A 16157-nucleotide genomic window follows, 5' to 3' on the forward strand; every position below is an offset into this window, starting at 1 on the left:
CTCGCTTGGTTTGGGGAGGGAACGAAAGGGGTTCCCTGCCGGGTGTCCGCGTGAGGCTCTCGGAAGCGAACGAGTTCTGGGGGCGGGCTGCGGTGGGTTTGGGTGGGGAACAGAGACGTCTCTTGTCGGCCGGTGAGATGCGTGTGGGGGTGGCTGAGTTCATTCGGAGGGTGACGGTGCGGAACCGGTTGCCTCTGGACTACTCGGTGGCGAGCCTGCGTGTGGTGGACCGCATCACCGATGGGCTCCGTGGCGCTGGACCGGAGCAGTGGAGCGTGGCACGTGAGCTGTTCTGGCTCGGGGCCTACGCGGGTGAGGTGTTCGTAAGGCGGGCCGGTGCCGAGTGGGTGGACTTCGACAGGGGGCAGCAGGAGCTCTTCGGTCAATTGGTGGGAGTTCGGATGCCCGACGGGCGGGTGTGGAATCCGATCGGAAAGGTGGCCAAACGGTTTGCGGCCGGGCCGGAGGAGTCCGTGCAGCAGATGTACTTCCTGCTGCACGGCCGCGTACCCATGAAGGCCGTACGATGAGTTGACCTTCCGGGCCGAGAAGGTCGGTGAAGCGAAGGTTCCGCTTGCTGTGACATTTCTGTGCGTCAGGACGCAGAAGGAGCGGGGAAGAACGCTGGACGATCGAAGAGGCACGTGTGGGTAGGGGCGGGAATCGGCGTCGTACGCACGCGTCTGACGTGGAGCTCGGGATTGCTGTGTCGCTTGCTCAGCAGGGGGATGAGGACGCTTTCGCGACGGCGTATCGGCTCGTGCATCCAGGACTCCTCGGATACATGCGCGGGCTGGTCGGGAACGACGCGGAGGATGTCGCCTCGGAGGCCTGGTTGGAGATCGCCCGGGACCTGAAGCGTTTTCGGGGCGACGGCGGGGGATTTCGCGGCTGGACAGCGACCATCGCGCGAAACCGGGCGCTGGACCACCTTCGTAAGCAGAAGCGAAGACCCCAAACGTCGCTCATCGAGCAGGATGTCCTGGAACTGCCGGGGCAGGCGGACACGATGGACGCGGTGTTGGAGTCGATGTCGACGCAGTGGGCGCTGGGACAGATCGTCGGGTTGCCGCCGGACCAGGCGGAGGCGGTGCTGTTGCGGGTGGTGGTGGGGCTGGACGGACCTTCCACGGCACGGGTGCTGGGCAAGCGGCCGGGCGCCGTGCGGACGGCCGCCTATCGGGGGCTGAAGCGGCTGGCCGAGCAGTTGACCTCGGGAAGCCGGGCGGAGAGCGCGGCGCACGCTGCGTCGGGCACGCTGAGGGATGAGACATGAAACGCAAGGCGGAAGCGACGGACGCAGCGTTCGTCACGCCCGAGATCGAGGCGCTCGCGGATGCCGTCCGAGGCGGCGTCGAGCCAGCGGGCGTCGAGCGGGCGCTCGCGGCATTCCGGGAGGCGGGCAGTGCAGCCGAAGGCGTCGGACCGCGGCGTGTCCGAAGGCGCGACGACTGGCGCCCGGCCCGGCGTCGGTTCTCCGCCCCTGTCTCGCTGAGGGCGGCGCTCGGGGCAGCCCTCGCCACCGTTACGCTCGGCGGGCTGGCACTGGCCGCCGACCCCGGTGTGTTCCCGGATCCGTTCCGCCCGGCCGACGGCCCTGTCGAGAACCCTGTCGAAAGCCCCGGATCTCGGCGGGGCGTGGACGCCCCGCGCACCCCTGGCGGTACACACGAGGCGACGGGCCGGAGCACCCCGTCACCGGCGCCCTCGGCCTCGGGTTCGGCGGACGATCCGGTACCCCGGAGTCAAGTGGCGCTGTGCCACGCATGGAGCAAGGGCAACGGCAAGCACCGGGGTGCGGCGTTCCGGCAACTGGTGGACGACGCAGGTGGAGAGGGTGCCGTGGACGGCTACTGTGCCACGTTGTCCGGTGCGGACGAGGCCGTCCCTTCGGTGCCCGGGAAGCCGGCCAGGACAGCTGCGCCGGGGCAGTCGAAGAATCCCCCGGCGGCCTCTCCCTCACAAGGCAGGAGTGCGGAGCACGCCCACGGCACCGGTAAGCATGCGTCGAAGCCGGCCCCAAGGAACGCGGCGGGGGCCGACGGAGCACCGTAGCCCCCGCGGCCCTCACATGTTGTATGCGGTGCACGTCGTTGCTGCCCGCCGCCGGCGGGCCGGCCAACCGGTCAGAACGCAGATGCCGCCGCCTACGGTGAGGAGTACGCCCAGGACCACGGCCAGTCCCTGCATCATCGGGGCGGTCCCGTTCTTGAGCGCGCGGCCCTGGACCGCGGTAGTGGGTACGGTGCCGGAGTCCTCACTCAGGAAGAACCGCGAATCATTCGAGTTCCCGCGGTTGTCGCCCAGGAGGAACATGCGGCCGGGAGGCACGTTCACGTCGTAGGGCGGTGTGCCCAGCCCGGCATCCGCCTCCTTCACATAAGGCTCGCTGACCTGTGCTCCGTTGACAGTCAGCGTCCCGTCGGCGAAGACAACGTGATCGCCACCGAGCCCGATGACGCGCTGCGGGACCGGCAGTTCGCCGTACCTGTTCGACATTTTGTAGAGCACGACATCGCCCCGCCGTAGGTCTTCGCCACCGGACCGTTCGACCGGAACGCGGTCGCCCTCGCGGTAGGTGGGCTCCATCCCCACGCTGGCAATCGTCACCGTGTAGAAGCCCCGGTCGGACCAGAGCACTCCCGCGGTCGTGACGACCCCCAAGGACGCCAGGAGTATCCCCGTGATCAGCAATCCGCGACCGGCGCGCATGCGTCGACTCTCGTTCATTGTCTCTCCGTCACTCGCAAGCAGATCGATCCTGTCGAGGGAGCTTCAGGTGCCCGCATGACGCTGCGAGCGGCATCACACTCGCAGTGGCACTCGTTCACTTGGTGAGAACGGCGCCGATTCCGTGGCCGGCGCCGGTCGCGAGGGCCAAGGGTCCGTACGAGGCGCCCATACCCCCGGTCATGGCCATCACGGTGCCGTCGCCGGAGTTCTCGCCTTCGGCCCCGAGCGCCGGATCGGCCGTGCCGTCGCCGTTCAGATCGGCCAGCACCACCGCGGACCCGAACCGGTCGTTGGTCTCGGCAGCTCCCGGAACTCCGCCCGAGCCCTGCACGAAGGAGACCGCACCGGCCGTGGTGAGCCCTTCGGCGGAGCCGTGCAGCAGGTACGCGCGCCCCGCACCGCCCGGTGCGCCGACGAGGACATCGGGGTGCGCGTTACCGTCGGTGTCGCCGATGGCGAGTGAGGTGCCGGTCTCGCTGCCGACGCCCGCCGCGTCGAGATCGTCGCTGCCGATCACCGCTGCGTCAGCGGTCCGAAGGCCGTCGGAGGAGCCGTGGTACGTGACGATCTCTCCGCTGCCCGAGTCCGCCGTCGGTCGTCCCACCGACAGATCGGCGTATCCGTCACCGTCGAGGTCGCCGGCGGCCGTCGCGAGGCCACCGGCCCCGTCGAGGATCGTCGCGCTGTCGGTGCGCAGTCCGCCTGCCGAACCCCGCGCAAGCACCAGCGGGGAGGAGCCTCCCGCCGTCCGGAAGGTGAGTGCCGCGTCGTCGAAGCCGTCGCGGTCGAAGTCCCCGGTGGCCACGGCGGCGTCCTGGACGGGCCCGTCGGAGAGGGTGAGCGGCGTGGAGAAGCGGCGGTCGGCGCCGTCCACGGTCCAGGCGCGGCCCGCCCCGGGCGAGACCGCGAGGACATCGTCGCCGCCGTCCCCGTCGAAGTCGCCTGTGGCCAGGGCCGCTCCGAAACGGGCGTTGCCGGTGCGGACCCCCACCGGTTCGTTGATCATGCCGGCTTGGCCGGTGAGGCCGTTGGGGCCACCGAGCAGGACGCTGATGCCGCCCTCGTCGCTCGCGCCTGCGGTGACCTCCTCGCCGGGCGAGGAGACCACGAGGTCCTGATAGCCGTCATGGTCGACGTCGCCGAAGGCGCTCGCCGAGCCGAAGCCGTCGTTGTCCTCGGAACCGCCGGGTACGCCTTCGCTCTCCTGAGTGACCACCGACCGGTTGGCCGCGTAGGGAGTGGTGGGGGTGCCGGGCACCACGCTCACCTGGCCCGCGCCCACATGCCCGTTCGCGGTGGCTCGCGGCACACCCACGGAGAGGTCGGCGCGGCCCTCGCCGTTGGTGTCGCCGTACACGGAGCGGGCGTTGACACCGTCTGCTGCTGTGCGGATCGCGGGCAGGTCGTCGTAGAGGTTGGTGCCCGGGCACTCTGTCGGGTAGCCGTCACGATGGCCGGAGATCCGGTTCATGGTGACCTGCTGGCCTTGTGTGAACTTGCCGTTGTCCGCGCCGGCCGTCATCACAGTCGTACCGCTGGGGTTGATGCCGTACAGGCCGAGCTTCCAGGCCGCGAGCCGGGCGATCGCGTCGCGCACGGCGGGCGTGGTGCTCGCGGTGTTGAAGTCGCCGAGGACGGCGACGCCGCTGGTGTCGGTGTTGAACCCGTAGGTGTGCGCCCCGTACACCGGCCGGTCGATCCCGCCGGCGCGTCCCTCGAAGAGGGTTCCGCACTTGTCGACGAAGAAGTTGTAGCCGATGTCGTTCCAGCCGTTGGACTTCACGTGGTAGGTGAGGATGCCTCTGATCAGGGAGGCGGACTCGGCGCAGGTGTAGTCGTTCGTGCCGGCCGTGTGGTGCACGAACACCGCCTTGGTGTCCGTGGTGTACGTCGGCGGGTCGGCGACCAGTGACTCGTCGGCGCCCCACTGGGCACGCGAGGTGATCACGGGTGCACCCGCCGCGGTAGCGGTTCCCAGCGCTGCGGTTCGGTCCAGTGCCGTGCCGCCCTCGGGGTCCACCAGGTCCACGCGCAGTCCCTGCGGGAGCTTCGTGCCCGTGATGCGGGCCTGGACACCGTCCGACGGGCCTACCCACAGGGGCTGGGTGCCGGCCCGGAGCTCAGGGCCTTCGTGGTCCGGCCCGGACTCCGGTGTACGGACGTCGGTGTCCAGCGCGCGCCACGGGGACCAGATACCGCTCTTCGCGTCCCGTACCCGGATCTCGGCGGTTCCGCCGAGCTGGGCGCGCGGATCGTCCCAGGTGATGCCGAGCAGGCTGAACTCACCGGTGTTCCGTGTCGTGAGTACCTGGCCGCCTCTGCTCACCTCGGAGATGCCGTACGTGGAGACGGATCCGGTAGGGGTCTCGCCGCCGTCGGCGGGTGCGGTCGCCGCAGCGGAGGGGACGGGGAGTGCGGCGAGCACGAGAGCGGCGGCCGCGAGGGTGCTGCGGGTGAGGTTCACGGGGTCTCGCCGTTCTCGGAAGTGGGGTCGGAGGCGTTCCGGGCGGGGGGCAGCGGGGCGCTGCAGGTCGCCCGTCCGTACGGGCCGGCCGCTGTGGACCGCTGGACGTGCTTGCCGCGGACGGCTACGGCACAGTCGGCGTCGCCGCCCTTGCCGTCGAGCACGATGCGCACGGTGGGCTCGGTGCCGAGCGCGACCTTGACGTTCTTGCGCCAGGGCAGTTCGGAGCCGGAGACGGTAAGGGACTTGGTCTGCTTGCCGTGCGCGATGAAGTCGATCTTCACCGTGCCCGAACCACGGACCTCGTAGGTGACGGCGGCGGCCGGCACCGGTTTCGCCTTCGGCTCGTCGGGGGTGGCGAGGATGCCGTAGGTGACCACGCCCGCTGCGAGCAGGACGGTGACGGCCACGCCGACGAGTGTGCGGCGGTCGGTGCCGGAGCGCTCAGGACGGTGCTCAGCCGGTTCCGCCCCGGAAGCGGCATCGGCGGTATCGGTGCTCGGGGTGTCGGTGCTCATGGGGCGGGGACGTCTCCGATACGAGAGGCGACCAGGGCAGGAATTGCCCGACCGGTCGAAGGCGGAACAACGCATTCGCAGGGCCGGACCACCGATCGGAGTTCCGGACGTCTGCCCATACGAGTTCCCTTCAGGAGTGAATGACATTCAAATCCGGCTGGTTATAACCCACATCGAGCACCGTGTGAAACCCTACGGACAATTCGCCCAAAAAATGTGTCGCTGCAATGCGGTGAAGTGTCTGACTTCGAGTGGCGTGCGGTGAAGAGTCCCAATCTTCCGTCTTGTTGACGCCTCATCATCGACATGTATAGAACGCGCTTTGATTCATTGAGAGCGCTCCGGTCCCGAATCCGATCGCGCCTTTGGCATGCCCAAAAGCAGGCCAGGGCGTCCGGAAGTGGTTACCGGTGGCGAAAATGCAGCGCAAATGGCGCGAAGAAGAAGGCGGACCGTACGTGAGAATGCGACACCGAAGACTGCTCGCCGGTCTCGTCGCATCGGCCGTGGTGGGGACCTTGCTCCCGACCATGGCCTTTGTGACGCCAGCGGCAGCGGCGGATTCAAGCGGCGACAGGGGCGAGAAGACGGGTGTCTTCGACGCAGTCAAGGGGTGGTTCGCCGACGAGGAGGAACCCGAACCGGCCAACGCCCTGGAGATATCCAGCCGCGAGAAACTGCCCAAGGGAGCGAAAGACCCCAAGCCGAAGCGGGTCAAGGAGCTGAAGAACCGGCGCACTCCGAGTGCCCGGTTCTTCGAGCTCTCGGACGGTCGCGTCGAAGCCGAACTGACTGCGGTCCCCACCGCGTACCAGGACGAGCAGAACAAGACCTGGAAGCCGATCGACGTCTCCGTGCGGGAGACCTCGAAGACGGGCTTCGACTACGCCAACACCGCCAACCTCGGCCGGACCTACTTCGGTTCCAAGCCGGGCGAGCTGGTGCGGATCGAAGGCGAGGGCGGCGAGTCCGTCACCCTCGGCCTGGACGCTGCGGCAAGCCTCGGCGGCAAGGACCTGAAGCCCGCGGCCAAGGGCGCCAAGGTCACCTATCCGAACGCCGTCGAGGGCGCCGACCTCGAATACGTCGTCGAGCCGGGCCAGGTCAAGGAGAACATCGTCCTGGCCGAGCGCCCGGACGGAGCGGTGAAGTTCACCTTCACGCTGGACGCGGGCGGTCTGAAGCCCACGTCCCGCGAGGACGGCTCCATCGCCCTGTACGGCGAGGCCCCTCAGACCCCGGTCATGGTCATCCCCGCCCCATACATGACGGACGCGGCGAAGGACTCGACGTCACCGACCGGCGGCACCTACAGCACCGAGGTCGCCCAGAAGCTGACCAAGGACGGTGACAACTGGAAGATCACGGTCGCACCGGACACCGAGTGGCTGGCCGACAAGGGCCGCCAGTACCCGGTGGTGATCGACCCGACGATCACCATCACCCCGGACGCGACCGGTTCGAAGGACACCATGGTCCTGTCGGACCAGCCGTCCACCAACTTCAACACCACCTGGAAGCTGTCGGCCGGCAAGACCGACACCGGAATCTCCCGCTCCCTCGTGGAGTTCCCGCTGTCGGAGATCCCGTCAGGGGTGAAGGTCGACTCGGCCCGCCTGGGCATGTACTTCGACCAGTCCCACACCACCAACGCCAACGATGTCACCATCGGCGCCTACCGGGCCACAGGCACCTGGACCGAGGCCGGCGCCACCTGGTCCAACACCAGCGCCCTGGTCGGAGAGCTGTCCGGCACCACCGTGCAGATCGACGACGGTGACGCTGGAACGGCCGCGGTAGGCGAGTGGCCGAGGGTCACCACCACCAGCACGGCGAACATCGGCAGCGACTACACCTACAACAAGAACGCGGCCACCGGCGAGACGTACACCTACCAGCCGCAGATCGCGGAGACCGCGTCGTACCGCGTCGAGGCCCATTACTCGCCGCTGGCCGACAACACCACCGTTGCCCCGTACAAGGTCCTCCACGACGGCCTCACCCACAACTACACCGTCGACCAGACGGCCGGGACCACGTCGACCTGGAAGGCCCTGACCAGCACCCAGCTGGACTTCAACAAAGGCAACGCCGACAAGATCGTCCTCGGCGACACGGGCGACTCCACCAAGCGGACCATGGCCGACGCCGTACGCCTGGTGAACCCCGCCTCGATCGTCAAGAACACCGGCGAGTACAACCAGTGGCACAACTTCCCGGTCACCGACACCGTCCAGAAGTGGGTCTCCGGGACCGCCACCAACTACGGATTCGTGCTCAAGGCCACCGACGAGTCGGCCACCGCGCCGACCGGCGGCCCGCGCTACGAGGCCGCCGACGGCTCCACGTACGGCGGAGAGACAGCGACCATCCCACGGCTGACCGTCACGTACGGCAAGGTCGGCACCTCGCTGAACTCGCCGGAGGTCGTGCACTCCACCGGTCCCGAGCTGAGCTGGCCCGCGTACAAGAACGACACCGGGGACACGACGCTCGATGTCGCCGAGTACCAGCTGCACCGGTCGACCCAGCAGGCTTTCACGCCGTCGTCCGCCACCCTGGTGGCGCCGATCGCCAAGACCGCGACCACATACACCGACACCACCGCCGTCCCGTCCCCGAACGGGGCCGGAACACCGGAGATCGGCCGATCGTACTACTACCAGATCGTGGTCAAGACGGCCGACGGGCAGCTGCTCGGCTCACCGACACGGACCGTCGGCATCCCCAAGCCGGGCCGCACCATGCGCCTGCTCCAGGGCACCGACGACGTCACCGACACCACACTCTCCTCCCAGCAGCCCACCACCAACCAGGACACCATCCAGTCCTTCGGGGTCGGCCAGAAGTGGCTCAGCACCGGCGACAACTCCGGCACCTATGGCACCACCCGGGCCGCACTGAAGTTCAACACCGCGGCCATCCCCACCACGGCGACCGTCCTCGAAGGCCGGATGTATCTGTGGGGCGCGGAAACCACCAACACCTCCGCGGGCGCTGTCTACGAACTCCACGGCCTGAACAAGACCTTCGACGAGACCACCGCCACCTGGAACCAGTCGGCCACCTCGGCCCCCTGGACCGCTCCCGGCGGCGACTTCTCGGCCACGGTCTCGGACACCGTGCCGCAGTTCACCGACGAGGTCGGACGCCACTGGTGGGACGCCACCACCCTCACCAAGAGCTGGGTGCAGACGCCCGCCAACAACAACGGCGCCCTGGTCAAACTGGCGGGTGACACCGATGCCACCCAGCAGGAACGCACCCTGTGGCTGGCCTCGGAGGCCGCCGACTGGCAGCTCGGCCCGCTGCTGCGCGTGATCTACGTCGACTCCACGACCGAGGACACGTACTACGCGCCGACCACCCCGTCCCGGATGACGCCGAACTCCACGTACACGGTGGACTTCACGGTCACCAACACCACGAGCGCCGCGTGGGCTGCCGGTGAACGCCAGCTCTCCTACACGTGGAAGCTGCCCGACGGCACCGACGTCACCACCGGCGGCAACCAGGCGGCCACCGCCATCCCGGCCCTGATCCCCGGCGAGTCCGCCACCGTCAAGGCCACGGTCAAGACACCGATCAACTCGGACAGCGGCAACAAGCGCACCGAATACGTCCTCGGCTGGGACGTGAAGAAGATCGCCGACGGCTCCTGGCTCTCGGTCACCAACCCCACGATCACCCCGCTGAAACAGAGCGTGGCGGTCGAGGACCCGACCTCCAACTCGCTGGGCATGGAGAAGTTCTATGCCTACGCGGGCAAGAACACCGGCGCCGGCTCGACGGTGATGAACAACCTCTCGTCGGGCAACAGCGTGTGGTCGTACAACGCGTTCAGCAACCCCGGCCGGGGCCTGAGCACGTTCTTCCGCATGGCCTACAACTCCCTCGACACGTCCGACACGGTCTCCGGTCATGGTTGGTCGATGCAGGCCGCCGGTCCGATCCGGCTCGGCGCGCCGCTGGACTTCCATCCCAAGCCCAACCCGACCGAGATCCGCCTGCCCGACGGTGACGGCACGACCCATGTGTTCCGCTGGGATGCCACCAACAGCGTGTGGAAGGCGCCGGCCGGCGTCCACTACAAGCTGTCGGCCAAGGCGGGCCTGGACTGCACCCCGGCCAAGGACCCGATCCCGGACGCCTGGACGATGACCCGCCCGGACGGGACCCGGTTCCTGTTCGGCTGCGACGGATACCTCACCTCGACGATCGACAAGAACGGCAACACACAGCTGTTCACGTACGAGGAGCGGAAGTCCAACAACAAGCCGACCAAGTTCCTCAAGTACATCACCGACCCGGCGGGCCGGCAGTCGCTGAACGTCGAGTACTGGGACAAGGGCCAGAACGGCTACCAGTACATCAACGACTCGGGTGTGCTGACCTCGGACACCGGCAACCTCAACAACTCGAAGATCTACGACCACATCCGCTCGGTCACCGACATCTCCGGTCGGAAGGTTGAGTTCTACTACACGGCTAAAGGTCTGCTCGGGCAGTTCACCGACGGTGTGGGCAACTCGCAGCCGAAGAACTTCAAGTTCACGTACGACGCCACCCAGGGCAACAAGAACGTCAAGCTGGTCAAGGTCACCGACCCGCGCGGCAACGGCACGTCCCTGGCGTACTACGCACCACAGTCCGGTGACGACCCGAAGTACCACTGGTGGACGAAGACGGTCACGGACCGGCTGAACGGTGCGACCGGCTTCAGCTACGCGGTCGACGCGTCGAACGCGAAGTTCACCGAGAGCAAGGTCACGGACGCGGAGTCCCACACGGCGACTCATGTGACGGACGACTTCGGCCGTCCCGTGCAGACCACGAACGCCAAGTCCCAGACGACCAAGATCAGTTGGGACGCGGACAACAACGTCACGTATCTGGAGGAGGACAACGGCGCCAAGACCGCTTACTGCTACGACCAGAAAACGGGCTACCCGCTCTGGCAACGCGAGGCGGAGAACAACAAGGCAGGTGTGCCGCCCGCGGCCGACTGCGCTCCGGGAACGTACCCGGCGAACTCGCAGCAGTACAGCTACCAGACCCGTCTGGATGGTTTCTCCGCCGACCTGCACACGAAGACCTCTCCCGAGGGCAACAAGTGGCAGTTCGGCTATGACTCGTTCGGCAATCTGAAGACGGTCACTGACCCCGAGGGCGTCGCGACTGCGACGGCCGACGACTACACCACCAAGTACGAGTACGACGCCTACGGTCAGCTGACCAAGGTGATCGACGCCAAGGGCAACCCGACGACCAACAGCGGCTTCGGCCCGACGGGCTACCCGGCGACGATCACCGACGCGCTGGGCAACCCGACGTCCTACGTGTACGACGAGCGTGGGCAGGTCAAGGAAGTCACCGACGCGCTCGGCAAGAAGGTCACCCAGACCTACGACGCCTTCGGGCGTCCCAAGGTCGCGACGGTGCCCAAGGAAGCCGGGGTTCTGATCACCACCCCGGAGCCGGAGTACGACGCCAACGACAACACCACCAAGTCGACCTCGCCCAACGGCGCGGAATCCACGGCGGTGTACGACGCGGCGGACCAGATCACCTCGGCCACCGGACCGAAGGACACCTCCACATCGGGTGAGCGGAAGTCGACGTACACCTACGACAAGGTCGGCAACCTCAAGACGACGACCGAGCCGAAGGGTTCGCTGACCACGTCCGACGCGACGGACTACGTCACGACCAACGTGTATGACGAGGTCTATCAGCTGCTCTCCGCGGTCAACGCGGACGGCGACAGGATCTCCTACACGTACGACAGCGTCGGCAACCTCACCAAGGTGGTGGACCCGAAGAAGAACGCCACCGCCGACCCCGACGACTACATGACCAAGACCGCCTACGACCTGAACCATCGGGTCACCACGGTCACGGACGCGGCCGGCAAGTCCACCTCGCGGACGTACAACAAGGACTCCTTGGTCGTCGAGACCAAGGACGCCGAGAACAACTCCACGTTCTTCGACTACGACAAGCGCGGCAAGCAGAAGGAGATCCGCGCCCCCTACTCCGGGACCACGATCCGCAAGACCCAGTTCGAGTACGACCAGGTCGGCAACACCACCAAGGTCATCACGCCGCGGGGCACTGCGACGACGGGCACCGCGGACGACTTCGCGCAGCGCACCGAGTACGACGCGCTGAACCGTCCGGTCAAGCAGTTCCAGCCGTACGACCCGACGGACGGCCGTTACAACAAGGCGGACGTCTACACCCAGACGTCGTACGACGCCGTGGGCCGGGTGGCGAAGACCTCGCTGCCGCCCTCTGCAGGTGAGACGGTCCGCAACGACACCACCTACGAGTACTTCGACAACGGCTGGACGAGGAAGTCCACCGATCCGTGGGACATCACCACGACCTACGACTACACCGAGACGGGCCAGCAGAAGGCCCGCACGCTGACCTCGGCGGGCGGCTCCTCGGACCGCACCATGGCGTGGTCGTACTACCCCGACGGCAAGCTCAAGTCGAAGTCCGACGACGGTGTGCCGGTCGGCAAGTCGGTCGTGCTGGTCGACAACTCCGACACCCAGCACACCTCCTCCACCGGTACGTGGGCGACGGGAGACCTCACCGGCCAGCAGGGCTACGACCACCGCACGCACGCGGCGGGCACCGGCACGGATGCCTTCACCTGGACGCTGAACATCCCCAAGGACGGCACGTACACGGCGTACGTGAAGTACCCGAAGGTGACCGGTGCCGCCACCACCGCCAAGTACACCCTCGCGCACGGCACGACGACCGAGCCTTCGGCGACGAAGGACCAGACGGCGAACACCGGCACCTGGGTCAGCTTGGGCAGCTACACCCTCAAGCAGGGCGAGGACAGCAAGCTCAAGCTGGACCAGAACAGTGGTGGTGCGGTCGTTGCGGACGCGGTCAAGCTCGTGCGCGACGCCAGCGGTGAGACCGACAGTGAAAAGCACACCTTCGCCTACGCCTACGACGTCAACAGCAACCTCGCCTCGATCGACGACACCTCGTCCGGCGCGAAGATCGACGCCTACACGGTGGCGTACACGGGCCTGAACCAGGTCGCGAAGGTGACCGAGGCGCTGGCCGGCGCGGAGAAGAAGGTCACGTCGTACACGTACGACGCCAACGGCCAGACGGACACGGTCACCCACCCCGACCAGTTCTCCAAGTACACCTACGACCTGCGAGAGCAGGTCAAGACGGTGTCGGTCGGCAAGACGGCGGCCGATGCCTCACCGAAGGTGAGCTCCTACACATACACCGACCGCGGCCAGAAGCTCCAGGAGACCAAGGCCAACAAGAACACGGTCGACTCCACCTACTACCTGAACGGCTCCCTGAAGTCGACGACGGAGAAGAAGGGCTCCGGCACCCTCGTCTCCTCGCACAACTACGCCTACGACGACAACGGCAACAAGGCGCAGGACGTGGCGAAGAAGATGAACGCCGACAACCACGCGGCGTACCTCGACTCCACCACGGACTACACCTACGACCCGGCCGACCGACTCGCCAAGTCGGTCAAGACGGGCACGGGCGCGGGCACCGACACCTATGTCCACGACGACAACGCCAACGTCATCAGCCAGTCGGTCAAGGGCGTTTCCACGACGTTCGACTACGACCGCAACCGGCTGCTGACCGCCACCTCGGCCGGCTCGACCGCCAACTACAACTACGACCCGTTCGGCCGCCAGGAGTCGGTCACCGCGGGCGGAAAGGTCGTTGAGCGCAGCGTCTACGACGGATTCGACCACGTCGTGGAGTCCCAGACGACGGACGACACGGGTGCGTTGAAGTCGACGAAGTACACGTTCGACCCGCTGGACCGCACCGCGTCGAAGACGGCGGACGGCAAGACGACCGACTTCAACTACCTCGGCATGTCCAGCGAGGTGCTGGGTGAGGAAGTCGCCGGCGAGCTCACCAAGTCCTACCAGTACAGCCCGTGGGGCGAGCGTCTCTCCCAGGTCAAGCACAACACCGACGGGACCAGCGAGGACGGCTTCTACGGCTACAACTCGCACACGGACGTCGAGACGCTGACCGACAAGGACGGCGACACCAAGTCCACCTACGGCTACACCGCCTACGGCTCCAACGACAAGGACGAGTTCACCGGCATCGACAAGCCGGAAGCGGCCGATCCGACCAAGGAGGCGTACAACCCCTACCGGTTCAACGCCAAGCGCTGGGACGCGCAGTCCGGTACCTACGACATGGGATTCCGGGACTACAACCCGGGACTCAACCGGTTCACCAGCCGGGACATGTACAACGGGGCCCTCGCGGACATGAGCCTTGGGTCGGACCCCTACACAGGGAACCGGTACGCGTTCACCGGTGGCAATCCCGTCAGCTTCGTCGAGCTGGACGGTCACATCTTCGGGTGTGACGTCTGCGGTGACGTCCTCAAGGGCATCGGAGCCTTGGCCGAAGGTGGGGCGAAGAAGGCCAGGGGCGGATGGCTGACTGTCGCCGACGCGTTCCTCACGGGCATCGGGTGGTACAACCAGACGGCGTCCAACGGGTACGAATCGGAGCCCGGTGACACGCCGGACTACGATAAAGGTCTGCTCGTCAGGCCCGACGACGAGAAGGAGTGGAAGGGCGGCGCCAGCCGGTTCCCGTTCCAACAGCAGGACTGCAACGACAACCGTCAGAGCATGATCTACTACATGCCGCTCGACGGCGCGGGGCGTGCTCAGGGAGGGATCGCCTGCCTGAACTGGCACGACGTCAACAACGTCGACAAGGGATCCGGTGAGATCTACGGCGGTGACGGGATCTTCGGCAGCCCGACGGTCTGGCCTACCGATGACCCCTTGTACATCCCGAAGGCGATGCAGAAGGGCGGCCCGCTCTATCGGAAGGGACTGGACCGGGGACACCTGATCGCCAACCGGTTCGGCGGCTCCGGTGAGGACATCCGAAACCTGGCGCCGATGTACCGCGACGTGAACCGGAAGGCGATGTCGACGGTGGAGGACGCGGTGGCCGAAGAGATCAACAGCGGAAACACCGTCTTCTATCAGGTCATGGCCCACTACCCCAGTGCCACCGATCCGATGCCGGACCGCTTCGATATAACCTGGAGCAGTTCGAGCGGCGCCAGCGATTCGGTGCCGATCTACAACACCCCATAGAGTGAGCCCGGGGGGCGTGCCGGATACCTGGCGCGCCCCCCGGTCCAAGCCTTCGATCGGAATGTGAAGAGAATGTGGATCGAGCGAATCGCTGAGGCCGTGAACTGGAATCCGCTTCGGCTCGAGATTCCGTGGAACAGCGTTGAGGAAGATCTCGGTACGGCACTGCCCGAGGACTACAAGGAGCTTGCCGAGGCATTTGGCAAGGGAGAATTCTCGGAATTCTTGAATGTTCTTTCCGTTGATGGCACGGGGCAGTTCGACCTGGCCCGCATCTGGCACAAATACCTCGACCTCAGCCCGGAAGACGGGCCCGACCCTGTCTTCAAGCCGTACCAGATGTACCGGCCCGGTCGGCGGGGGCTCATTCCTTGGGCGTTCGGTGAGATGGAGTGCAACTACTTCTGGCTGGCGTCCGCGGAGGAAGATCCGGCGAGCTGGCCCATCGTCACGCAAGGCGATCCGTACCCCTGGCAACAAGTGAGCATGTGCACCTCCGAGTTCGTCTACCGAGTATTGACGGATCCGGAGTTCGAGCCGTTCTCGATCGCGAGGCTGTTTCCGGAGCCTGACTTCTACCCGATGGATTGAGTCGCGCACCACTCTTGCGCCCGACGTGAGTTTTCAGTGACGGCCCGGGGCCCCAACGGGCCGTCATCCGCCGTGGCGTCTGTCGTCGTGGCGTTGAGCGGGTACTCCGGAGGCGGGTGGGCGCCCGCCATTCAGACTGGCCTGACCTGCGGGTTCAGGGTGCGGCGAGGATCTCATGAGCGCCGGTGGCGAGGCCTCGTTCATGATTCTTGACGCTCGGATGACGCTCGATTCGCGAGTTTGAGGCAGGGCCGCGTTACTCACCTCGGGAGCCGCGAGCCGACGCCTGCGTTCACGCGGCTGCGAGATGCTTGGTGATCAGTGACCGCAGTCGTTCGGAGTCCTGCGGAGCACCCAGACCACGTTTGGGGAGGATCAGCACTCCGGTTCCCCACACGTCCGGGGTGATCTCAACCCCGTGCTGCGGGGCTGGGCTGCGTACTTCCGTAACGGTAACTCAGGGCGGAAGTTCAACGTGGTCGACGGCTACGTCCACGAGCGGCTGGCGATTTTCGCCAGCGCGAAACACAGACTCGCGGGCAGGAACTGGGCCACGCGGTTTACCTATGGGTGGATCACTCGGCTCGGTGTCTACCGTCTTACCGGAAGCGTGCACAGAGCGACGGCGCATGCCAGCCGGTGAACGATGTCGGAAAGCCGTGTGCGGGAGAACTGCATGCAGGGTTTGAAGCGGCG

The 16157-nt window shown here is 66.7% G+C and carries 8 protein-coding genes; 5 read left to right on the top strand and 3 right to left on the bottom strand.

Annotated features, from left to right (window positions below):
- The first annotated feature begins 170 nt into the window (after positions 1-170).
- Both ACFVWW_RS31545 and ACFVWW_RS31550 read left to right on the top strand, forming a co-directional pair.
- Positions 171-530: a hypothetical protein gene (locus ACFVWW_RS31545; RefSeq protein WP_386878022.1), complete on the top strand. Its 360-nt coding sequence runs from the start codon at positions 171-173 to the stop codon at positions 528-530.
- 116 nt (positions 531-646) lie between these two features.
- Positions 647-1276: an RNA polymerase sigma factor gene (locus tag ACFVWW_RS31550; protein WP_386878023.1), complete on the top strand. Its 630-nt coding sequence runs from the start codon at positions 647-649 to the stop codon at positions 1274-1276.
- Positions 1277-2067: 791 nt separating this feature from the next.
- Here the strand turns inward: ACFVWW_RS31550 and lepB are convergent.
- The 3 genes from lepB to ACFVWW_RS31565 all read right to left on the bottom strand — a co-directional run bounded on the left by lepB (position 2068) and on the right by ACFVWW_RS31565 (position 5715).
- Positions 2068-2712: a signal peptidase I gene (gene lepB, locus ACFVWW_RS31555; protein WP_386878024.1), complete on the bottom strand. Its 645-nt coding sequence runs from the start codon at positions 2710-2712 to the stop codon at positions 2068-2070.
- 115 nt (positions 2713-2827) lie between these two features.
- Complete coding sequence (locus ACFVWW_RS31560) at positions 2828-5197, bottom strand: N-acetylmuramoyl-L-alanine amidase (RefSeq protein ID WP_386878025.1); 2370 nt, start codon at positions 5195-5197, stop codon at positions 2828-2830.
- Positions 5194-5715 carry a hypothetical protein gene (locus ACFVWW_RS31565; protein ID WP_386878026.1) on the bottom strand — a complete coding sequence of 174 codons (522 nt, stop codon included), beginning with the start codon at positions 5713-5715 and terminating at the stop codon, positions 5194-5196. Before ACFVWW_RS31565 ends, ACFVWW_RS31560 begins: the two co-directional genes overlap by 4 nt.
- A 464-nt stretch (positions 5716-6179) precedes the next feature.
- Between ACFVWW_RS31565 and ACFVWW_RS31570 the strand changes: the two genes are divergently transcribed.
- The 3 genes from ACFVWW_RS31570 (at position 6180) to ACFVWW_RS31580 (ending at position 16104) form a co-directional block, all read left to right on the top strand.
- Positions 6180-14870, top strand: a complete 8691-nt coding sequence (locus tag ACFVWW_RS31570; RefSeq protein ID WP_386878027.1) for a DNRLRE domain-containing protein — start codon at positions 6180-6182, stop codon at positions 14868-14870.
- A 72-nt stretch (positions 14871-14942) separates the two neighbouring features.
- Entirely contained in the window at positions 14943-15461 is a 519-nt protein-coding gene (locus ACFVWW_RS31575; RefSeq protein WP_386878028.1) for a hypothetical protein, read from the top strand.
- A gap of 343 nt (positions 15462-15804) precedes the next feature.
- The gene (locus tag ACFVWW_RS31580) at positions 15805-16104 is read left to right on the top strand and encodes a group II intron maturase-specific domain-containing protein (protein WP_386878151.1); all 300 of its coding nucleotides are present in this window, start codon (positions 15805-15807) and stop codon (positions 16102-16104) included.
- Positions 16105-16157: the final 53 nt, after the last annotated feature.

The organism is Streptomyces sp. NPDC058198 (assembly GCF_042882605.1).
Lineage (GTDB): Bacteria > Actinomycetota > Actinomycetes > Streptomycetales > Streptomycetaceae > Streptomyces.